This window comes from Hymenobacter gummosus (assembly GCF_003970915.1).
GTDB classification, from domain to species: Bacteria; Bacteroidota; Bacteroidia; order Cytophagales; family Hymenobacteraceae; genus Solirubrum; species Solirubrum gummosum.
Window position 1 is genome coordinate 331,019 of the sequence record NZ_RXOF01000004.1, and the last position, 19,967, is coordinate 350,985.

Below are 19,967 nucleotides of genomic sequence, written 5' to 3' on the forward strand. Positions count from 1 at the left end.
CCCAATAGCTACCTTTGGCCTCCCTCCTACCGAACCCATTCCGCTATCCGTGAAAAAAACCTCTTTGCTCCTGCTCCCCGCCGCGCTGGGGCTGCTCACCCAGTGCCAGTCGGGCAAGCCGGCCGCTACGGTCACGCCCCCCGCCGCCACCGCCCCGGCCGCCGCTGAGGCGCCCAAGCCCAAGGAATATAAGTACACCACCGTCGAGGGGGACCCGCTCAAAACGCGCATCTACACCCTCGACAACGGCCTGACGGTGTACCTCTCCGACTACGACGACGCCCCGCGCATTCAGACCTACGTGGCGGTGCGCGCCGGCTCCAAAAACGACCCGCACGACGCCACCGGCCTGGCCCACTACCTGGAGCACATGGTGTTCAAGGGCACGTCCAAGCTGGGCGCCCAGAACTTCAGCGCCGAGCAGCCCGAGCTGGCCAAAATCGAGGCCCTGTACGAGCAGTACCGCGGCACCCGCGACGCGGCGCTGCGCAAGAAATACTACCACCAGATCGACTCGATTTCGGGCGTGGCGGCCAAGTACGCCGTGGCCAACGAGTACGACAAGCTGATGGGCGCCATCGGGGCCAAGGGCTCCAACGCCTACACCTCGGTGGAGCAGACGGTGTACCAAGAGGACATTCCCTCCAACCGCGTGGAGCAGTGGGCCGCCGTGCAGGCCGAACGGTTTGGGGAGCTGGTGCCGCGCCTGTTTCACACCGAGCTGGAAGCCGTGTACGAGGAGAAAAACCGCGGCCTCGACAACGACTTCAGCAAGGAGTTCGAGGCCCTGAACCGCAGCCTGTTCCAGAAGCACGAGTACGGCACGCAGACCACCATCGGCACCATCGAGCACCTGCAGAACCCCTCGATTACGGCCATCAAGGCGTATTTCGACAAGTACTACGTGCCCAACAACATGGCCGTGGCCATGAGCGGCGACCTGGACTTCGACCAGACCATCCGCCTCGTCGATAAGTACTTCGGCCAGCTCAAAAGCAAGCCGGTGCCGGCCTACACGCCCGCCCAGGAAGCGCCCCTTACGGCGCCCATCGTGACGGAGGTGAAGGGCCCCAACGCCGAAAACGTGATGGTGGGCTTCCGCTTCCCCGGCACGGCCACCAAGGACGCGCTGGTGCTGCGCATGATTGACAAGATTCTGACCAACGGACAGGCCGGCCTCATCGACCTGAACCTGAACCAGAAGCAGGCCGTGCTCGAAGCCCAGAGCTTCGCCGACCTCAACAACGACTACTCCACCCACGTGCTGTTCGGCACGCCGCGCCAGGGCCAGACGCTCGACCAGGTGAAGACCCTGCTGCTGGCCCAGCTCGATAAGGTGAAAAAGGGCGACTTCCCCGACTGGCTCATCCCGGCCATCATCAACAACGAGCAGCTGCAGCGCACCAAGAGCTACGAAAGCAACGAGGCCCGCGCGGGCGCGTTCGTGTCGGCCTTCGTGGCCCGCGAAGACTGGAAAGACTACCTGCAGCAGTTCGAGGACTTCGGCAAAATCACCAAAGCCGACGTGATGCGCGTGGCCAATCAGTACTACGGCCCCGGCTACGCCCTCATCTACAAGCGCACCGGCAAGGACACCAGCACGCCCAAGGTCGTCAAGCCGGCTATTACGCCCGTGTCGGTGAACCGCGAGGTGGCCTCCAACTACTACCAGCAGGTGGTGGCCCTGCAGGCGCCCGAGCTGCAGCCGGTGTTCCTCGACTACAAAAAGGACATCCAGCAAACCGAGCTGAAACCCGGCCTGCCGCTGTTCTACACCAAGAACTCGGAAAACAACCTGTTCTCCCTGTTCTACGTGCTCGACCTGGGCACCAACAACGACCCCAAGTTGGGTCTGGCCGCCGACTACCTCAAGTACCTGGGCACCGGCCAGTACTCGGCCGCCCAGCTGCAGCAGGAGTTCTACAAGCTCGGCTGCTCCTTCGACGTGAGCAGCAGCCCCGACCGCGTGTTCGTCAGCCTTAGCGGCCTCGACAAGAACATGGAGCCGGCGCTGCAGCTGTTCGAGCAGCTCTTAAACAACCCCACGCCCGACCCGCAGGCGCTGAAGGACATGACGGCCGGCATCCTCAAAAACCGCCAAGACGCCAAGCTCAACAAGGGCGTCATCCTCAGCCAGGCCATGCTGAACTACGTCAAGTTCGGCCCCAAGAACCCCTTCACCAACATCGTCAGCGCCCAGGAGCTGAAGACGCTCAAGCCCCAGGAGCTAATCAGCCGCATCAAGCAACTGGAGACGTACCAGCACCGCGTGCTGTACTACGGGCCGCGTAATACGGAGGGACACGGCGAAGTCGTAGTTGGAACCGTCGGCTCTAATGGTCAAGTAGCGCCGACCAACAATCCGCAAATGCAGGCCGATGGCATAGCTGATGTGCTGCGTCGTATGCACAAGACGCCCGCTAAGCTCACCCCCACCCCGCCCGCCAAGGACTTCGCCGAGCTGCCGCTGAAGGACCGCAAGGTGTACTGGACCGACTTCAACATGGTGCAGGCCGAAATCCTGTTCCTCTCCCGCGGCGACGCCTACGACAAGGCCCTGGTGCCCACCGTGAGCCTCTACAACGAGTACTTCGGCGGCAACATGGGCAGCATCGTGTTCCAGGAGCTGCGCGAGTCCAAGGCCCTGGCCTACTCCGCCACCTCCCGCTACGCCAACGCCGACAAGGTGGGCCGCTCCAACTACCAGCTCAGCTACATCGGCACCCAGGCCGATAAGCTGCCCGAGGCCATGGCCGGCATGGAAACCCTCCTGAACGACATGCCCATGGCCGAAGCCAACCTCAACGTAGCCCGCCAGAGCATCCGCAACAGCATTGCCACCGAGCGCATCACCAAGTCCGACGTGCTCTTCGCCTACGAGCGGGCCAAGCGCCTGGGTCTCGACTACGACCTGCGCCGCGACGTGTACGAGCAGACCGCCAAGATGAGCCTGGCCGACCTCAAGAAGTTCCAGGAAGCCCGCGTGAAAGGCCGCCCCCAGACCATCCTCGTCATCGGCTCCAAAGACCGCCTCAACTTTAAGGAGCTGGCCAAGTACGGCCAGGTGCAGCAGCTGAGCCTGAAGGAAATCTTCGGGTATTAGGGCCTCCGCGGCCTCACCCCCCGGCCCCCTCTCCCGTGGAGAGGGGGAGCCTGAAGTCAGCAACGATTGCGGCAGCCATGAGCTTGGGCTCATGGCTGCCGCTTTTTATATCCTATCCAACAGTGAAAAAACCGTCCGCGGCGGGTCGGCGCAGCGCGAGCGGAGCCGACCCGCACCGCCTGCTGACTCTGCTGACTTCCGGCTCCCCCTCTCCACGGGAGAGGGGGCCGGGGGGTGAGGCCGCGCATATACGACATTTTTTCCAAACACTTGTTTCCCCCCGATTTTAGTCGGTGCTTTGCATCCTGTTTCGGCCCGGCGGCACCCGCTCCCCCGGCCGAAATAGCTGTTTCAACCCTAACCAGAACCCTTAAATCCCGCGTCATTCCCTGACCACGCAAGATATGCCAGACCAGAAGATTACCATCAAGAACGGCAAACTCAACGTTCCTGACCGCCCCACCATCCCGTTCATCGAAGGCGACGGTACCGGTCCCGATATTTGGGCGGCTTCCGTGCGCGTATTCGATGCCGCCGTCGAAAAAGCCTACGGCGGCCAGCGGAAGATTGAGTGGAAAGAAGTGCTGGCCGGCGAAAAGTCGTACAAGCAGCTCAACAACTGGCTGCCCAATGATACCCTCGATGCCTTCCGCGAATACCTCGTCGGCATCAAAGGCCCGCTGACCACCCCCGTGGGCGGCGGCATCCGCTCCCTCAACGTGGCCCTGCGCCAGGAACTCGACCTCTACGCCTGCGTGCGCCCCGTGCGCTGGTTCCAGGGCGTGCCCTCCCCCGTCAAGCACCCGGAGCTGACCGACATGGTCATCTTCCGCGAAAACACCGAGGACATCTACGCCGGCATCGAGTACATGAACGGCACCCCGCAGGCCCAGAAAATGCTGGAATTCCTGCAGGACGAGATGGGCGTGAAGAAAATCCGCTTCCCCGAAACCTCCTCCTTCGGCATCAAGCCCGTCAGCAAGGAAGGCACCGACCGCCTCGTGCGCGCCGCCATCCAGTACGCCATTGAGCACAAGAAGCCCTCCGTGACGCTGGTGCACAAGGGCAACATCATGAAGTTCACCGAAGGCGCCTTCAAAACCTGGGGCTACGACCTGGCCGAGAAGGAATTCGGCGACAAAGTCTTCACCTGGAACCAGTTCGACAAGCTCGCCGCCAAGCACGGCGCCGACGCGGCCAACGCCCACATGAAGAACGAGGAGGCCGCCGGCAAAATCATCATCAAGGACAGCATTGCCGACGCCTTCCTGCAGCAAATCCTGCTCCGCCCCGCCGACTACTCCGTGGTAGCCACCCTCAACCTCAACGGTGACTACATTTCCGACGCCCTGGCCGCCATCGTGGGCGGTATCGGCATCGCGCCGGGCGCCAACATCAACTACCTCACCGGCCACGCCATCTTCGAGGCCACCCACGGCACCGCGCCCAAGTACGCCGGCCAGGACAAGGTGAACCCCGGCTCCGTTATCCTCTCCGGCGCCCTCATGCTGGAGCACCTGGGCTGGCAGGAAGCCGCCGACCTCATCTACAAAGGCCTCGAAAACGCCATTGCCGCCAAGCGCGTCACCTACGACTTCGAACGCCTCATGGACGGCGCCACCCTCCTGAAAACCTCCGAGTTCGGCGACGAGATTATCAAGAACATGTAATACCTTGGCTTAGGCCAAAAAGAAACCCCGCGTTGGTGCAAGCCGGCGCGGGGTTTTGTTTTGTTGGCCCAACGGCTTAACGGTTATGGGAGTGATTTATCGTATCCTACGACGCTATCTGTGGCTCCTGCCTGTTTTATCGATGCTGCTATTTCTGAACAGCTGTTGCCACTGTTCTGATGACGGCATTGAGCTTATGCATTTCAGGTTTGATCCGGACAGCTTGAGCAGCCGCGGCTTTCGGAGCGCAGAAATACGAACGGCCTATATGATTCGCTACACCGATGCCCAAGCCACTGAATTGCTAGATACATTACGGCAGCCACCCCGCCAGTACATGCTGCCGCCCGATTCGGCCTATTTCTTTGTGACCTACCAACCCCGCAGTTCTATCGACTTCACTTTTCTGCTCTTTGGATTTGGCTCAACTGTCAATGGCAAAACGGTAAAAAGCTACCGGGTAATTGTTCCGGCCACTGGCACTTCCTACGCCATCACGGACGTCGACTTGGCCTTGAAAAACTCCGATTTGCCGCTCAGTTGTGGCTGTAGCACCGTTAAGCGCAAAAGCTTCATTCTCAATGGCCGCAAAGTGGATTTAAAAAAGCGCAACGAAGAAACCATTCTGAGCCGCTAAGTGCACTATTGGCTCGAATGGCACACAACTGACGCGGGTTTAGCGCCGCGTAACTTGTGCCCAATCGTAATGCGGAGGTTGTACCGCCGGTGCTGCCCCAGCGGCAATGCGACTCCGTCGATACAGCCTAATCACTAACATTTGTCCAACCCCAGCAGGCAACCGGCCTACTGATAAAACCAACGGCGGTCAGGGCCGAAGCCCCAACCGCCGCCGTCCTACGGACGTTCAAGCCAGTGACTTATCACATCTCGAATGGCTCCTCCCACCGCTGCTTTACACAGCTCCAAGAGGATGCGGAACCAACCAGCCTCGCCAGTCGGTTTCGCCTTCACACGCTTACCCATAAACTTACCAGGTTGAGGGTGCTCTACTCACCCACTTCCTGAAGCCCTGGCCGAGCCACCGGCCGGGGCTTCGTCTTTTACAAGACGACGCGCCCGTCGGGGTGACAACTGTGCGAATCCGCCCAAGATAGCCCACCGACTCCCATGACCAAAGCCGAAGCCAAAGACCTGCTGCTGCACCACGCCTTCAGCCACGACGACTTCGACAACCCCAAGTCCCAGCGTGGCTTCCTCGGCATGTTGCGCCCGTTCAACGGCACGCTGGAAGAGGCCAACTACCACGAAATCATGGCCGCCCTGCGCACCCTGGCCGACGACCTGGACCACCCCACCATCGACCGGGAGGTCGTAGCCGCCCTCTGGGGCATCTGCCACTTCGCCCGCGCCTGGGGCCTAGCCCCCGAAGGAATGCTCCGCCGCAACAACCTCATCAGCCCCGCCCAAATCCAACAGCTCGAAACCTGGGTCGACAGCATTTCCTACGCCACCTGCTGCCTGCTCGATGGCTCCGGTCCCGCCGAAGCCTTTGCCGACTACCACCCGCCCCAATAGCCCACCCCACAAAAAAAGCAAGGCGCCCCACCCGGAGCACCCTGCCAATCAAACCTCGTTGAACGCCCCCCCCTATCCATTTTCGGAGAGGGGGCCGGGGGGTGAGGCGCTACGCCGGTCCGCCCGGCTTCTCCTCCCGCTCCCGCCGCACCCGCTTCAGCAGCTGCGCCAGCGTGTAGTGCTTCACCTTGGCCGCATCCACGCCCCGGTACAGGCTCTTGCCGTCGGCCATCAGCTCCTGCATCAGCTGGTACAGCCGGTTCAGCACCTGCGTCGAGGTCTGCGTGAGCGTCTGCTGCGTCGTCTGCGCCACGTCCTGGGCGGTGCTGCCGCTGGTCAGGGCCGTGCGCAGGGCGCGGAGCTGCTCGGTTTCGGCGGGCAGGTGGCCCTTCGCCTGCAAAGCCGCCGCGTTGGCATCCAGGTTCTGCAGCAGCACCCGCAGCGTCTCGGCCACGGCCTCCACGTCCTTGGAATCCAGGGCCGCCCGCACCTGCCGAATCCCGAACGCCTGCCGGCTCACCTGTAAGCCCTCGGCCCGCCGTACGCGCGCTTCCAGGCGGTTGAGCTGCCGCGGCAGCTCGTCCAGCTGCGTCTGCACCTGCTGGCCCAGCTGCTGGCTCAGGCCCGTGGCCGAACGGCGGCTCACCGCCTGTTCCACCGCCGCCAGGCGGGCATCGAAATCGGTCAGAAACTGCTTGCCGTACTCCTCCGGCAGCAAGTCCACAAATTCGGCCTCATCCTCCTGGTAATGCGCCCGCAGCAGGCGGGCCAGCGGCGCCACTTCCTCGGCGCGGCAATTAAACAACGGTACTACTCGATCTGACATAGTGGGAGCGTTAAAGGTGTAAGGTTGAGCTTAATGCTACCCATTGCCCCGCTCATTTGCAATATCCCTCGCCCGTCCCCCTCGTAATAATTTACGACACGCTACTGAGTCCCTTCGATACGTTACTCGGTTTCTTCGATACGCTACTCGGTCCCTTCGACACGTTGCTCGGTTCCTGCGACAAGCTACTCGGTCCTTACGATACCGTTTCCGGCGTCTTCGACACGCTACTCTGCCCCTACGATACGCTTTCCGGTCCTTCCGACAAGGTTTCCGGCGCTTTCGACACCCTTGCCACCCGCGCCGCCTCATCCCAAAGCCGCCCCCAGGCCCCCATCTTACGTATTCCCTTCGGTTGCCGCGCCCCTATTCACCTTACCTACCCCCCACAAGATGAAAAAAGCGCTTTTCCTGGGCCTGGCCGCCACCGCCCTCACCCTCGCCAGCTGCGGCGCCGACAACGCCAACAGCGGCGCCAGCGGCAGCCCCAGCGCCACTGACCAGGCCGCCCCCGGCACCACCGACAGCCTCGAACAGGGCGGCGCCAGCACCACCGACGGCCCCGCCAGCATTGAGGGCACCGACCCCACCACCACCAACAACGGCTCCACCGTCACCGGCGAAGGCACCTCCCGCAACACCACCACCGCGGGCAACGGCACCACCGCCGGCAGCACCACCGGCCAGTAGCCCCGCCCAGCAGCCCCAAGGCCGGACTTCCCCCGCGGGAAGCCCGGCCTTATCGTGACGCCCGCACCCTGTACCGCCGGCCGCGTCGAACAATTTTCCTATCCTGCCACTTCTTTCCTACCTCGCCTCTCCGCCACCGCCCTGCCTAGCGCGCCGCTTCGCCTCCCCTACCCCCTTCCAACCACAGCTATGACCAAGCCCTTCCGGCGCATTTTCCAGGTTATCGACGGCGTCAAAAAGCTCGTCGGCGACGGATTCGACGTGTGCAGCCCCATGCCCGGGGCGCGCATCCGCCAGCTCAGCCCCTTCCTGCTGCTCGACCACACCGGCCCTATGCCCGTACGCCCCACCGACTCCCCGCTGGGCGCCCATCCGCACCCCCACCGCGGCTTCGAGACGGTGACGGTGGTGTACCAGGGCGCCCTCGCCCACCGCGACACGGCCGGGCACCGCGGCCACCTCGGCCCCGGCGACGTGCAGTGGATGACGGCCGGCGCGGGCCTCCTGCACGAGGAAATGCACGAGCGGGAATTTGCCCGCCGCGGTGGCACCCTGGAGCTGATTCAGCTCTGGGTGAACGTGCCGGCCAAGGACAAAATGGCCCCGCCCGCCTACCAGGAGCTATCCGCCGCCGACATTCCCAGCGTGGCCGTGGCCGACGGCCGGGGCTACGTGCGCGTCATTGCCGGCACCTACGGGGGCGTCACCGGCCCGGCCCGCACCTTCTCTCCCCTGCTCCTGCTCGACGCCCACCTGCTCGAAGACAGCACCACCACCCTCACCCTGCCCGCCCACTACAACGTGGGCCTCTACGTCGTCACCGGCGACGTGCTCATCAACGGCGGCCGCCCGGCCCACACCAAGCAGCTCGTCGTGCTCGGCTGGGACGCCCCCGACGTCGAAATCACCTGCTCCCAGGACAGCGTGGTGCTCGTCATGGCCGGCCTGCCCATCGAGGAGCCCCTGGCCACCTACGGCCCCTTCGTGATGAACACCAACCAGGAGTTGATGCAGGCCATAGCCGACTACGAAAACGGCCGCCTCGGCTCGTTTAGTGAGTGACGAAGGAAGAGTGAGGAAGAAGGGGAAACCAGCACGTCATCCTGAGCGCAGCGAACCGAAGGAAGGCGAAGCCAAGGACCTTCCTCGCACCCTGCACCGCCGCTGCCTACGAAGTGCCGACGCTTTGTACCGATGGGAACAGGAAGCGCAGCCACCGACAGTAGTGGTAGTGGCTGCGCTTTTATTGTTCTGATAGAGCAACGTCGGCACGTTGGCATCAGCGGCGGTGCGGGGTTCGAGGAAGGTCCTTCGCAAGCTCAGGATGACGTTCTTCCTTCCTCATTCTTCCTTCGCTCCGCCAACCACCCGCGCCGTCACCAGCAACTGGCCCAGGTGGCGCATGGTGTGCTCGGCCGCGTGCGTGAGCAGCCCGATAACCGTGGAAGGCAGCTGTGCCCGGCCTACGCCCCGGATGTCGGTCAGCGTGGCCGCATCGGTGGCGCGCAGCTGGGCCAGGGCCGCCTCCACCTGCGCCCCAAAGGCCTGCACCAGCGCGGCCGGCGTGGCCTCGGCGGCGGGCTGACTCTCGGCGGCCAGGTAGGCCAGCTGCTCCGGCGTCAACGCCTCGGCGCGGGCGTAGGTCAGTAGCCGGTCGAGCACGCCGGTGAGGTGCCGCAGGTGAAAGCCTACGGAAGCCACCCCGGCCGGCTGCTGCCAAAGCCGCTCGGTGGGGAAACCGGCCAGGGCCGCCTGCACTTCTTCGCGGGCCTGCAGCAGGGCGTGGGCCACGGGCTGCAGCAGCGGGGGCATGTCGGGCAGGGGGCCGCGCAGCCATACTTCGCGGGAATCGGGGCGGGTAGCGGGAGTACTCATGGCACTCAAACCGCCCGGCGCCGGGCTTGTTGGCCGCCCGGCCCAAAAAGCCCGGCGCCGGGCGGAGGGCTTTTGGTAGGGTATTATCTGGCGCCGGGCTGCTAGGCTACCACCGCCGGCGCGGGGTGCGGGTGCTGGTCTTCGGCCTCCGCGCAGGCCTGGTAGGCCGTCACCATATCCTTGGAGCCGATGTAGAGGGCGCTGCGCTGGTGAAAGTCGATGGGCACGATGTCGAGCACCGCGCTGCCGTCGGCCAGGGCCTTGCCGCCGGCCTGCTCGATAACCAGGGCCAGCGGGTAGCTTTCGTAGAGCAGGCGCAGCTTGCCGCTGGGGTTTTTCTTGGTGGGCGGGTACAGGTAGATGCCGCCGGTGAACAGGTTGCGGTGGTAGTCGGCCACCAACGAGCCCACGTAGCGGCCCGAGAAGCGCTGCTGCTTGCACCCGGTGAGGTAGGTGCGCACGCACTCGGGGTAGTCGAACCAGTTGCCCTCGTTGCAGGAGAAGGTTTTGCCGGCCTCGGGGATGCGGATATCGGGGTGCGAGAGGAAAAATTCGCCCAACGAGGGCTCGTAGGTGAAGCCCACCACGCCGTGGCCGGTGGTGTACACCAGCATGGTGCTGGAGCCGTACAGGATGTAGCCGGCGGCCACCTGCTGCCGGCCGCCTTGCAGGAAGTCGGCGCGGGTGGCCTTGGAGCCCACGGCCGTCACGCGGCGGTAAATCGAGAAGATGGTGCCGATGCTGACGTTGACGTTGATGTTGGAGGAGCCGTCGAGCGGGTCGATGGCCACCACATACTTGCCCTGGTCGTTGCCGGTGTGGATGATTTCGTCCTCTTCCTCCGACAGCACCGCGCAGGCCTGCCCGCCGTTGCGCAGGGCGCGGATAAAGCGGATGTTAGCCACCACGTCGAGCTTCTGCTGCTCCTCGCCCTGCACGTTCTGCTGCCCGTAGGCCCCGGCAATACCGGCCAGCCCGGCCCGGTTTACCTCGCGGTTGATGATTTTGCCGGCCAGGGCAATGTCGCGCAGCAGCTGCGACAATTCCCCCGTGGCAAAGGGAAACTCGCCCTGCTTCTGCATGATGTAGCGCTCCAGCGTGGTGCCCACGGGCGAGGCCAGGTGGTTGTCGGCCGGATTAGGGGTAGACGTGTTGTTCATGTGGGGAAATGAGGAAGTAAATCAGCAGGGAATACGCCGCCAAACCGGCCGCCGGGCGGCCGGGGGGAAAGGCGGAAATCGGGTAAGCGAAAGGGCCGAAAAGCAGGGTGCTGAGCTTGCCGAAGAGGGGCTTGCCGGCCGCCGCGGAAAGTCTCCCGCTACCCACAGCAAGTTCTTCAACTAGCTCAGCACCACTGTTCTGGACTCTACTGCCCGCACAGACCGGAAATGGTCCGGACCGGTAGCTTGCACGACCAAAATAGCGCCGGCCCAGCCACTCCGGTTGCGCGGGTTTGCGCCGTCCGGGCGCTTAGCTTTTGGCGTCGGGCTGCTTCTGACTCTGCCACAGCACCACCTGCCAGCCCTTCTTCGGGTCCTTGATCTGCACCACCACGTACTTGAGGTGGGCAATGTTGGGCGTGCCGTCGGGCTTGTTGGGCAGGGTGATGGTGATGGTGCCGTTGACCACGGCGGCCTTGCCGTCGTTGTAGGCGCGCACGTTCAGGGCCTCCACGTCAATCTTGTCGTACTGGCTTTTGCCGTCCCGAATCGACTGAATGTAGTCCGGCTTGCCGTTCTGCTTGCCGTTGGAGTGGGTGTACACCAAATCGTCGGCGAAGACCTTCTCCAGAAAGGCATAGTCCTTTTTCACCTGGGCCTCGAAGCGCTGCCGCTCCAAAGCTTCCACTTCCTTGGCCGCCGCCGCGTCCTTGGCGCTGGGCTTAGCCGATTGGCCGTGAATGGTGGTGAAGGCCGCCAGCCCTAGGATGAGCAGCGCGGCAAGGGAAAGGGAGAGGAAGCGTTTCATGGGATGGTAACGACTAAAGAACGTCATGTCGAGCTTGTCGAGACATCTCGCGTGCTGACGCCCGGTACTAATGTCATGCTTCATCTGGCGTCCGCTTGTCGAAGCATGACGTTCTTTTCATTCTTACGCCCGCTCGTCCAGCTGAATCGGCTTCATGCGCGGCACCAGGAAGTGCATGATCAGCCAGGCCAGCAGGTAGGCCCCGCCGCAGATCCAGAACATGATGAAGTAGGCCTTGTCGAGCTGGCCGATGCTTTCGTAGTACACGAACATGCGCTTTTGCACCAGGGCCGACAGCAGGATGCCGCCCATACCGCCGGCCATGCCGCCAATGCCCGTCACCGAAGCCACGGCCCGCTTGGGGAACATGTCCGACACGGTGGTGAAGATGTTGGCGCTCCAGGCCTGGTGGGCCGCCGCCGCAATGCCGATAACCAGCACCGCCAGCCACATATTCATCTGCCCGAGCTGCTGGGCAAACACAATTGGGAACACGCACAGCGCGATGAGCAGCATCGAGGTCTTGCGGGCCTTGAAGGGCGCCCAGCCGTTCTTGATGAAGTTCATCGGAATCCAGCCGCCGCCCACGCTGCCGATGCTCGACAGCACGTACACGGCCGCTACCGGCAGGGCCACTTCGGTGCCTTTCAGGCCGTACTGCTTGTTGAGGAAGTCGGGCAGCCAGAACAGGTAAAACCACCAGATGGGGTCCGTGAGGAACTTGCCGAACACGAAGGCCCAGGTCTGGCGGAAGGTCAGCAGCTTAAACCACGACACCTTGGGCTCGGTGGTGATAGAAGCCGCGGCCAAATCGTCCACGTCGCTGTGGATGTACTCAAATTCGGCCTTGGTGAGCTTGGCGTGGCGCGCGGGCACCTCGTAGAGCATAAACCAGAGCACCAGCCACACGAAGCCCAGGGCCCCGGTGATGATAAAGGCCCACTGCCAGCCGATGGTTTCGGCAATCAGCGGGACGGTGAGCGGGGCAATGATGGCGCCCACGTTCGAGCCGGAGTTGAAGATACCCGTTGCCAGGGCGCGCTCCTTCTGCGGAAACCACTCGGCGGTGGTCTTGATGGCCGCCGGGAAGTTGCCGGCCTCCGTCACGCCCAGGAAAGCCCGGGCCACGCTGAAGCCCATGGTGCTGCTCACGAAGGCGTGGCCGATGGCCGCGAGGCTCCACAGGAAGGTTGACAGCGCGTAGCCAATCTTGGTGCCGAGCTTGTCGATGATGCTGCCCACGCCGAGCATACCCAGGGCGTAGGCCAGCTTGAAGGCAATTTCGATGTTGGCGTAGTCGCCCGCGTTCCAGTTGAAGGCGGTTTCGAGGTAGGGCTTCAGCAGCGAAATAACGGCCCGGTCGAGGTAGTTGACCGTGGTGGCGAAGAACACCAGGCCGCAGATGGTCCAGCGGTAGCTACCGATGGGGCCGGCGTTCTGCACGGGTGGTTTAGCGGCGCTGGCCGCGGGCGAAACTGTGGCCATGCGCTACTTCTTTACGGTGTCCACAAAAGCCATCAGCTCGCTGATGCGGCCAGCCAGGGCGTCCAGGTCGCTGCTGTCCTTGAACAGCTGCGAGCCCATGCCCACCGCGCTGACGCCGGCGCCAAACCAGCCGCCCAGGCTTTCGATGGTCGGCTCCACGCCGCCGGTCACCATCACCTTCACTTTCGGCATGGGGCCGTGCACCGCCTTGATGTAATCTGGGCCGAGCACGCCGGCGGGGAAAATCTTCACCATGGCCGCACCCAGGCGGGTGGCGTGGAAGATTTCGTTCAGGGTCATCACGCCGGGCACCCAAGCAATGTCGTAGTGGCGGCAGATGGCGGCCACGTCGGCCGTCGTAATCGGCTGCACTACGAAGTCGGCGCCGGCGAGGATGAAGGCCTCCGCGTCCTTGGCGTTGTAGATGGTGCCGATGCCCAGCAGCATGTCGGGGCAGTTTTCGCGCACGTAGGCGCGCAGCTTCGTGAACACCTCGAAGGCGTTGTCGCCGCGGTTGGTGAATTCGAACACCCGGATGCCGCCCTGGTAGCAGGCCGAGAGGATGTTCTGCGCGTACTCCACGTCGGCGTGGTAGAACACCGGAATGACCGGGGCCTGCAGCACGCGGCTGAGCACTTCTTTGGAGGCTATCTGCGGAACGTTATCGGTGTCGAAGGGCATACAAGTTGGGTGGGTTTAGGGTGAGTTATCGGAGCAGGCGGCCGGTGGTGTTGCCGGCCATGATGTGCTCCACTTCGGCCACGGTGGCCAGGTTCACGTCGCCGTGAATGGTGTGCTTGAGCGCCGAGGCGGCGGTGGCAAAGCTCAGCGCCGCTTCGGCCGAGTCCAGCTTGAGCGTGCCGTAGATGAAGCCGGCAATGAAAGCGTCGCCGCCGCCGATGCGGTCCACCACGGGCGTGATGTCGTAGTAAGGCGTCTGCTGGTAGCCCTGCGCCACGTCGTAGAGCATGCCCTTGATCCGCTCGTGCGAGGCGCTCTGGGTTTTGCGCTTGGTGGCAATAACCCGCTTGATCTGCGGAAACCGCTCGGTGAGCTTCTGCGCCATCGAGGCGAAGCTGTTCTCCGCGTCCTCGTCGGCCCGGATGCCGAACAAATCGTCGGCGTCGCCCTCGGAGCACACGACCACGTCGCAGCCGGCGGTCAGCTCGGGCATTACGTCCTGGGCGCGCTGCCCGTACTGCCACAGGTTGCGGCGGTAATTCACGTCGGCCGACACGGTGATGCCCAGGCGGCGGGCGGCGGCAATGGCCTCACGGCAGGCCTGGGCGGCCGTAGCCGACACGGCGGCGGTAATGCCCGTCCAGTGCAGCCACTGGGCGTCCTGCAGGATTTCATCCCAGTTGAAGGCGGCCGGGTCGAGCTTGGCGAAGGCCGAATCGAACCGGTCGTAGACGATGGTGCTGGCGCGCAGCGCCGAGCCCACTTCGAGGAAGTACAAGCCCAGGCGGGTATTGGGGGTGTACACCGTGCGGCTCATATCCACGCCGAGGCGGCGGAACTGCTGGGTGGCGGCGCGGCCGAGCTGGTGGTCGGGAAAGCAGGTGACGTGGGCGGCGGGCAGGCCCAGGCAGGCCAGCGAGGCGGCCACGTTGGCGTCGCCGCCGCCGTAGGTGATTTCGAGGTCGGCGGCTTGCTCCAGACGGTAGTTCAGCGGCGGCGAGAGCCGCATCATGATTTCGCCGAACGTGACGATTTGCTTCATTCCTAGGGCAGAACGACGCCCCTCGGGGCGTCGCGCGGGGTTGAGGGTAAGGGGTGCTACCGACAAGGTCGGCAGGAAACGGCGCTAAACAATCGATTGCGCCCCATAAAAACTCCGGCAACGTTGTCGCAAACGTTGCCGGAGCATTGGGTTACTGAACGTCGGCCGTTGCCGGGGCCGGGGCCGCTACCGGCTCGAAGCCGAAGTATTCCTTGGCGTTGCCGTAACAGATGTTCTGCACCATCTGGCCCAGCAGCTCCATGTCGGCCGGCAGCTCGCCGTTTTCCACGTCGTTGCCGAGCAGGTTGCAGAGGATGCGGCGGAAATACTCGTGGCGCGGGTAGCTCAGGAAGGAGCGCGAGTCGGTGAGCATGCCCACGAAGCGGCTCAAGAGGCCCATGTTGGAAAGGGCGTTGATCTGCCGCTCCATGCCGTCTTTCTGATCGAGGAACCACCAGCCCGAGCCGAACTGCATCTTGCCCGCCACCGAGCCGTCCTGGAAGTTGCCAATCATGGTGGCGAACAGCTCGTTGTCGGCCGGGTTCAGGTTGTACAGAATCGTCTTGGCCAGCTTGTCCTGCGTGTCCAGCCGGTCGAGGAACTTGGCCAGGGCCGGGGCCTGCGCGAAGTCGCCGATGGAGTCCCAGCCGGTGTCGGGGCCGAGCTGGCGCAGCATGCGGGCGTTGTTGTTGCGCAGGGCACCGAGGTGAAACTGCTGGGTCCAGCCCTTCTCCCAATCCAGCTCCGCGAGGAACACCAGCATGGCCGACTTAAACTGCAGGATTTCCTGCGGCTCCAGCTTCGCGCCGCCGCGCACCTTGGCGAAGATGGCGCTGATGTCGGCCTCGGTGTAGTCGGCGGCGTAAATCTGCTCCAGGCCGTGGTCGGAGAGGCGGCAGCCCAGGGCGGCGAAGTAGTCGTGGCGCACGCGCAGGGCCAGCAGCAGGTCCTGGTAGGTGAGGATTTCCACCGCCGCCGAGGCGCCCAGCTTATCCAAGTAGGCGTTATAGGCAGCCGGGTCTTCCGGCGCCATGGCCTTGTCGGGGCGGAAGGTGGGCAGCACCTGCACCTCGAAGCCGCTGGCGGCAATGGCGCGGTGGTGCTCCAGCGAGTCGGCCGGGTCGTCGGTGGTGCAGAGCGTGGCTACGTTCATCTTGCGCAGCAGCCCGCGCACGGAGTATTCGGGCGTGCGCAGCAGGGCCGAGCAGTGGTCGTAGATGCGGCGGGCGGACTCCTTGTTGAGCAGCTCGGTCACGCCGAAGTAGCGCTGCAGCTCCAGGTGGGTCCAGTGGTAAAGCGGGTTGCGCAGGGTCTGCGGCACCGTCTCGGCCCACTTCTCGAACTTCTCCCAGTCGGAGGCGTCGCCGGTGATGTAGCGCTCCGCCACCCCGTTGGTGCGCATGGCCCGCCACTTGTAATGGTCGCCGTAGAGCCAGATCTGGGTCAGGTTCTCGAACTGCTTGTCCTCCGCTATCTGGTCGGGCAGCAGGTGGTTGTGGTAGTCGATTATCGGCATCGGCTGCGCAAACTCGTGGTAGAGCGTGCGGGCCGTTTCCGTCTGCAGCAGGAAGTCGGGGCCGAGGAAAGGCTTCATGGTGGGGAAAGTCGGAATGTAGCGCGGGCTTCAGCCCGCGTTTGGCTGGTCGATGTTCGGAAATGACCGGGCCGAATAGATTACTACCTGACGGACGCGGGCTAAAGCCCGCGCTACAGGCTTACGCCGCGCTTCCAGGGAATGAAATCGGTCTGGCCGTGGCGCACGGCGGCCACTTCCTCGCCGCTGGCGACGCGGATGACGTAGTCGAGAATCCGTTCCCCGGCCTGCTCGATGGTTTCTTCGCCGTCGATGATGGTGCCGGTGTTCAGGTCGATGATGTCGGGCATGCGCTTGGCCAGCGGGGTGTTGGTCGAAATCTTCACCACCGGAGCAATGGGGTTGCCGGTGGGCGTGCCCAGGCCGGTGGTGAACAGCACCACGTTGGCGCCCGAGCCCACCTCGGCCGTGGTCGATTCCACGTCGTTGCCGGGGGTGCAGAGCAGGTTCAGACCCGGCTTGGTCACGGGCTCGGGGTAGTCGAGCACGGCCACCACGGGCGAGGAACCGCCCTTGCGGGCCGCGCCGGCCGATTTCATGGCGTCCGTCAGCAGCCCGTCGCGGATGTTGCCGGGCGAGGGGTTCATGTCGAAGCCCGAGCCGACTGCTACGGCCGAGTCGCTGTAGGCCTTCATCAGGGAGCTGAACCGCTCGGCGGTTTCTTTATCGACGGAGCGGTCTACCAGTTCCTGCTCCACGCCGTTCAGCTCGGGGAATTCGGCCAGGATAACCGAGCCGCCCAGGGCCACCAGCATGTCGGAGACGTGGCCCACGGCGGGGTTGGCCGAGATGCCCGAGAAGCCGTCGGAGCCGCCGCATTCCAGGCCGATGCACAGCTTGCTCAGCGGGGCGGGCTGGCGCTGCAGGGCGTTGGCCTGCATCAGGCCGGCGAAAGTCTGGCGCAGGGCGGTGCTGACCAGGCTTTCCTCGGTACCGATTTTCTGCTGCTCCAGGATGTAGAGCGGCTTGCTGAAGTTGGCGTCGCGCTTGCGGATTTCGTCCTGCAGCATCGATACCTGCGCGTTCTGGCAGCCCAGGCTCAACACGGTAGCGCCGGCCACGTTCGGGTGGGTGATGTAGCCGGCGAGCAGGCCGCAGAGCGTCTGGGCGTCCTGGCGGATGCCGCCGCAGCCGCCCTCGTGGGTCAGGAACCGCACGCCGTCTACGTTCGGGAACAGCCTGGGCTTCTGGTGCTGGTTTAGCGCGGTTTGCAGGTCGGCCTGCAGGATTTCCTCCACCGACTTACCGGCCTGCATCAGCTGAATCAGCTCCTGCGTCTGCGGCTGGTAGCTTTTCTTGCGGCCGTAGCCCAGGTCATGCACCAGGGCTTCTTCCAGTACCTGGATGTTGCGGTTTTCGCAGAACACCAGCGGGATGACCAGCCAGTAGTTGGCCGTGCCCACCTGCCCGTCGGCGCGGTGGTAGCCCATGAAGGTGCGGTCCTGCCACTTCTCCACGTTCGGCACCGGCCAGGAAGCGCGGTGCGCGCCGTGCTCGTCGTAGGAGTTGGTGGCGTGCTTGATGTTCGAGGTCGTGAGCAGGCCGCCCTGCGGAATGGCTTCGCGGACTTTGCCCACCAGCACCCCGTACATGGTCACGGAGTCGCCGACCTGGAAGTCCTGCAAAGCCAGCTTGTGCTTGGCCGGAATGGCCGCTACGGTCTTGATGGCGCCATCTTCCCACGGAATGGTGGTGCCGGCCGGCAGGTCCTGCAGGGCGACGAGTACGTTGTCGTGGGGGTGGATTTTGGCTACTAGGTGTTTCATTGCTGGGTTCTCCTGAACGTCATTCCGAGCGAAGTCGAGGAATCTCGCGTGCTGACGTCCGGGAGTATTTTCTGTTCAACGAGGAAGTCACTATCAAGCGAGATGTCTCGGCTTCGCTCGACATGACGGGCTTATTTTAACTGAACAACGAAGCGGTAGAGATGCTTCGCGGGCTCAGCATGACGTTCTAACAAACTACGCCGTGACTTCGCTGTTGAGCTGCTTGGCCACGGTGGCGTACACGCCTTCTTCCAGCATCTGCTGCAGGTAGCTGGCTACGGCGGCGGCGAAGCCGGGCAGCGCGTTCAGGTCGTGGTTCCACAGCACCTGGTTGTGCAGCACGATGGTCACCAGCTCGGCGGGCGTGAGGCGCTGCCAGAGGTCGGCGAAGTAGCCGGCCTTTTCGTCCTGGATGGGGTACTCCTCCCCGCTCAGCTCGCCGTACCAGGTCTGATCTTTCTGGTGGGTGCCGCGCATAAACAGCAGGTAGGCCGCGAAGCCCAGCGCGGCGCACTGCGGTACCTGGCGCGTTTGCTCGTAGTAGTGCACCAGCGTGGCCACGTTGCGCATCTGCATCTTGGCCGTGTAGTTCAGCGTGATGGCCAGCCAGCGGTGCTCGATGAAGGGGTTGCGGAACCGGTCGAGCACGTCCCGGGCAAAGGCCCGCGACACCTGCTCATCAATCTTGTAGGGAATGCCGGGGCGCAGGTTGTCCAGCATCAGCTTGCTGATGAACTGGCCCAGCACTTCGTCTTCCATCGCGCCGCGCACCGTCTCGAAGCCGCTCAGGAAAGCCAGGCCGCAGCTCAGCGTGTGCGTGCCGTTGAGCATCCGCAGCTTCAGCTCCCGGAACTGGTTGATGTCGGGCTGCACAATGACGCCCTTGTCGGCCTGCTCGAACGACAGCACCTCACGCACGTGCTCGTCGCCCTCGATGGCCCAGAGGCGGTATACCTCCGACATGGTGAGCAGGTCGTCGTCGTAGCCCAGCTCCTCGGTGAGGGCGTTGTAGGCGGCCACGTCGGGGCGGCCCGGCACGATGCGGTCCACCAGGGAGTTGCAGCAGGTGTTGGCCGCTTCCAGCCAGTCGATGAAGTCGGCTTCCAGCTCGTTGCGGTGGGCCAGCTCCAGCAAGATGGCTTCGAGCTTGCGGCCGTTGTCGGGCACCAGCTCGGTGGGCACGATAACCAGGCCCTTGCTCTTGTCGCCCTTGAAGGCCTTCCAGCGCACGTAGAGCACGGCCAGCAGCTTGCCGGGGAACGACACCGGCGGCGACTGACGGATGTCGTCGGCCACCAGCTGAATGCCCACTTCGGTGGTGTTGCTGATGACCACCTGCAGGTCGGGCGTCTGGGCGAAGCGCAGGATTTCGGCCCACTGGCTTTTGGCCGACAGCACGCGGCTGATGGCCGAGCTGACCACGTTTTCTTCCACCTGCTGGCCGTCCTCGATGCCACGAATGCAGAGCGTATACAGCCCGTTCTGGCGCGCGAAGGCGTTGATGTCGCCGCCGTCGGTGCTTTTCACCACCACGATGCGGCCGTTGAAGATGCCCTGGCGGTTGGCTTTGTCGATAAGGTAGTCGGGCAGGCCGCGCAGCAGCACGCCGGTGCCGAACTGCAGGACCTTTTCGGGCAGGTCGAGGTGGGCCGCTTCGGGAAGCGAAACTGCCGGGCTGGCAGCGGCCAGGGCCGTGGTGCGAGACAAGTAGCTCATGGGTGGTATTCTCTT

16 protein-coding genes are annotated in these 19,967 nt (G+C 63.9%); 6 read left to right on the forward strand and 10 right to left on the reverse strand.

Going from position 1 to position 19,967, the window contains the following annotated elements; genetic code table 11:
• Window positions 1-49: 49 nt before the first annotated feature.
• The 4 genes from EJV47_RS09475 (at window position 50) to EJV47_RS09490 (ending at window position 6,309) form a co-directional block, all read left to right on the forward strand.
• On the forward strand, window positions 50-3,103 hold the full coding sequence (locus tag EJV47_RS09475) for a M16 family metallopeptidase (RefSeq protein WP_243651086.1): 3,054 nt from the start codon (window positions 50-52) through the stop codon (window positions 3,101-3,103).
• 404 nt (window positions 3,104-3,507) lie between these two features.
• Window positions 3,508-4,773, forward strand: a complete 1,266-nt coding sequence (gene icd / locus EJV47_RS09480) for an NADP-dependent isocitrate dehydrogenase (protein ID WP_126692902.1) — start codon at window positions 3,508-3,510, stop codon at window positions 4,771-4,773.
• Window positions 4,774-4,915: 142 nt separating this feature from the next.
• Window positions 4,916-5,410 (forward strand): hypothetical protein, encoded by a 495-nt coding sequence (locus EJV47_RS09485; protein WP_126692903.1) that lies wholly within the window; start codon window positions 4,916-4,918, stop codon window positions 5,408-5,410.
• A gap of 491 nt (window positions 5,411-5,901) precedes the next feature.
• Window positions 5,902-6,309 carry a hypothetical protein gene (locus tag EJV47_RS09490; RefSeq protein WP_126692904.1) on the forward strand — a complete coding sequence of 136 codons (408 nt, stop codon included), beginning with the start codon at window positions 5,902-5,904 and terminating at the stop codon, window positions 6,307-6,309.
• A 109-nt stretch (window positions 6,310-6,418) separates the two neighbouring features.
• Here EJV47_RS09490 and EJV47_RS09495 read toward each other — a convergent pair whose 3' ends face one another.
• Entirely contained in the window at window positions 6,419-7,135 is a 717-nt protein-coding gene (locus EJV47_RS09495; protein ID WP_126692905.1) for a hypothetical protein, read from the reverse strand.
• A gap of 393 nt (window positions 7,136-7,528) precedes the next feature.
• Between EJV47_RS09495 and EJV47_RS09500 the strand changes: the two genes are divergently transcribed.
• Together EJV47_RS09500 and EJV47_RS09505 are read left to right on the forward strand one after the other, a co-directional pair.
• Window positions 7,529-7,825, forward strand: coding sequence for a hypothetical protein (locus EJV47_RS09500; protein WP_126692906.1), 297 nt, complete (start codon window positions 7,529-7,531; stop codon window positions 7,823-7,825).
• 189 nt (window positions 7,826-8,014) lie between these two features.
• Complete coding sequence (locus EJV47_RS09505; RefSeq protein ID WP_126692907.1) at window positions 8,015-8,887, forward strand: pirin family protein; 873 nt, start codon at window positions 8,015-8,017, stop codon at window positions 8,885-8,887.
• A 279-nt stretch (window positions 8,888-9,166) separates the two neighbouring features.
• On the opposite strand, the gene EJV47_RS09510 is transcribed toward EJV47_RS09505, so the two are convergent.
• From EJV47_RS09510 to EJV47_RS09550, 9 genes are all read right to left on the reverse strand, one after another.
• On the reverse strand, window positions 9,167-9,700 hold the full coding sequence (locus EJV47_RS09510; RefSeq protein WP_126692908.1) for a DinB family protein: 534 nt from the start codon (window positions 9,698-9,700) through the stop codon (window positions 9,167-9,169).
• A gap of 101 nt (window positions 9,701-9,801) precedes the next feature.
• On the reverse strand, window positions 9,802-10,860 hold the full coding sequence (fbp, locus tag EJV47_RS09515; protein WP_126692909.1) for a class 1 fructose-bisphosphatase: 1,059 nt from the start codon (window positions 10,858-10,860) through the stop codon (window positions 9,802-9,804).
• 310 nt (window positions 10,861-11,170) lie between these two features.
• A complete protein-coding gene (locus EJV47_RS09520; RefSeq protein WP_126692910.1) occupies window positions 11,171-11,668 on the reverse strand; it encodes a nuclear transport factor 2 family protein in 498 nt (165 codons plus the stop codon).
• Between the two features lie 123 nt (window positions 11,669-11,791).
• On the reverse strand, window positions 11,792-13,153 hold the full coding sequence (locus tag EJV47_RS09525) for an MFS transporter (protein WP_126692911.1): 1,362 nt from the start codon (window positions 13,151-13,153) through the stop codon (window positions 11,792-11,794).
• A gap of 3 nt (window positions 13,154-13,156) precedes the next feature.
• A complete protein-coding gene (locus EJV47_RS09530; RefSeq protein ID WP_126692912.1) occupies window positions 13,157-13,834 on the reverse strand; it encodes a beta/alpha barrel domain-containing protein in 678 nt (225 codons plus the stop codon).
• 25 nt (window positions 13,835-13,859) lie between these two features.
• Window positions 13,860-14,876 carry a sugar kinase gene (locus EJV47_RS09535; protein WP_126692913.1) on the reverse strand — a complete coding sequence of 339 codons (1,017 nt, stop codon included), beginning with the start codon at window positions 14,874-14,876 and terminating at the stop codon, window positions 13,860-13,862.
• A gap of 151 nt (window positions 14,877-15,027) precedes the next feature.
• On the reverse strand, window positions 15,028-16,470 hold the full coding sequence (gene uxaC / locus EJV47_RS09540; protein ID WP_126692914.1) for a glucuronate isomerase: 1,443 nt from the start codon (window positions 16,468-16,470) through the stop codon (window positions 15,028-15,030).
• A gap of 113 nt (window positions 16,471-16,583) precedes the next feature.
• Complete coding sequence (locus EJV47_RS09545; RefSeq protein WP_126692915.1) at window positions 16,584-18,236, reverse strand: UxaA family hydrolase; 1,653 nt, start codon at window positions 18,234-18,236, stop codon at window positions 16,584-16,586.
• A gap of 195 nt (window positions 18,237-18,431) precedes the next feature.
• Window positions 18,432-19,952: a tagaturonate reductase gene (locus EJV47_RS09550; protein WP_126692916.1), complete on the reverse strand. Its 1,521-nt coding sequence runs from the start codon at window positions 19,950-19,952 to the stop codon at window positions 18,432-18,434.
• Window positions 19,953-19,967 lie beyond the last annotated feature (15 nt).

Excerpts from the sequence above, each read along its gene's own strand:
- icd (WP_126692902.1), top strand. The coding sequence starts at position 3,508 with ATGCCAGACCAGAAGATTACCATCAAGAACGGCAAACTCAACGTTCCT.
- EJV47_RS09485 (WP_126692903.1), top strand. The coding sequence starts at position 4,916 with ATGCTGCTATTTCTGAACAGCTGTTGCCACTGTTCTGATGACGGCATT.
- EJV47_RS09490 (WP_126692904.1), top strand. The coding sequence starts at position 5,902 with ATGACCAAAGCCGAAGCCAAAGACCTGCTGCTGCACCACGCCTTCAGC.
- EJV47_RS09495 (WP_126692905.1), bottom strand. The coding sequence starts at position 7,135 with ATGTCAGATCGAGTAGTACCGTTGTTTAATTGCCGCGCCGAGGAAGTG.
- EJV47_RS09500 (WP_126692906.1), top strand. The coding sequence starts at position 7,529 with ATGAAAAAAGCGCTTTTCCTGGGCCTGGCCGCCACCGCCCTCACCCTC.
- EJV47_RS09505 (WP_126692907.1), top strand. The coding sequence starts at position 8,015 with ATGACCAAGCCCTTCCGGCGCATTTTCCAGGTTATCGACGGCGTCAAA.
- EJV47_RS09510 (WP_126692908.1), bottom strand. The coding sequence starts at position 9,700 with ATGAGTACTCCCGCTACCCGCCCCGATTCCCGCGAAGTATGGCTGCGC.
- fbp (WP_126692909.1), bottom strand. The coding sequence starts at position 10,860 with ATGAACAACACGTCTACCCCTAATCCGGCCGACAACCACCTGGCCTCG.
- EJV47_RS09520 (WP_126692910.1), bottom strand. The coding sequence starts at position 11,668 with ATGAAACGCTTCCTCTCCCTTTCCCTTGCCGCGCTGCTCATCCTAGGG.
- EJV47_RS09525 (WP_126692911.1), bottom strand. The coding sequence starts at position 13,153 with ATGGCCACAGTTTCGCCCGCGGCCAGCGCCGCTAAACCACCCGTGCAG.
- EJV47_RS09530 (WP_126692912.1), bottom strand. The coding sequence starts at position 13,834 with ATGCCCTTCGACACCGATAACGTTCCGCAGATAGCCTCCAAAGAAGTG.
- EJV47_RS09535 (WP_126692913.1), bottom strand. The coding sequence starts at position 14,876 with ATGAAGCAAATCGTCACGTTCGGCGAAATCATGATGCGGCTCTCGCCG.
- uxaC (WP_126692914.1), bottom strand. The coding sequence starts at position 16,470 with ATGAAGCCTTTCCTCGGCCCCGACTTCCTGCTGCAGACGGAAACGGCC.
- EJV47_RS09545 (WP_126692915.1), bottom strand. The coding sequence starts at position 18,236 with ATGAAACACCTAGTAGCCAAAATCCACCCCCACGACAACGTACTCGTC.
- EJV47_RS09550 (WP_126692916.1), bottom strand. The coding sequence starts at position 19,952 with ATGAGCTACTTGTCTCGCACCACGGCCCTGGCCGCTGCCAGCCCGGCA.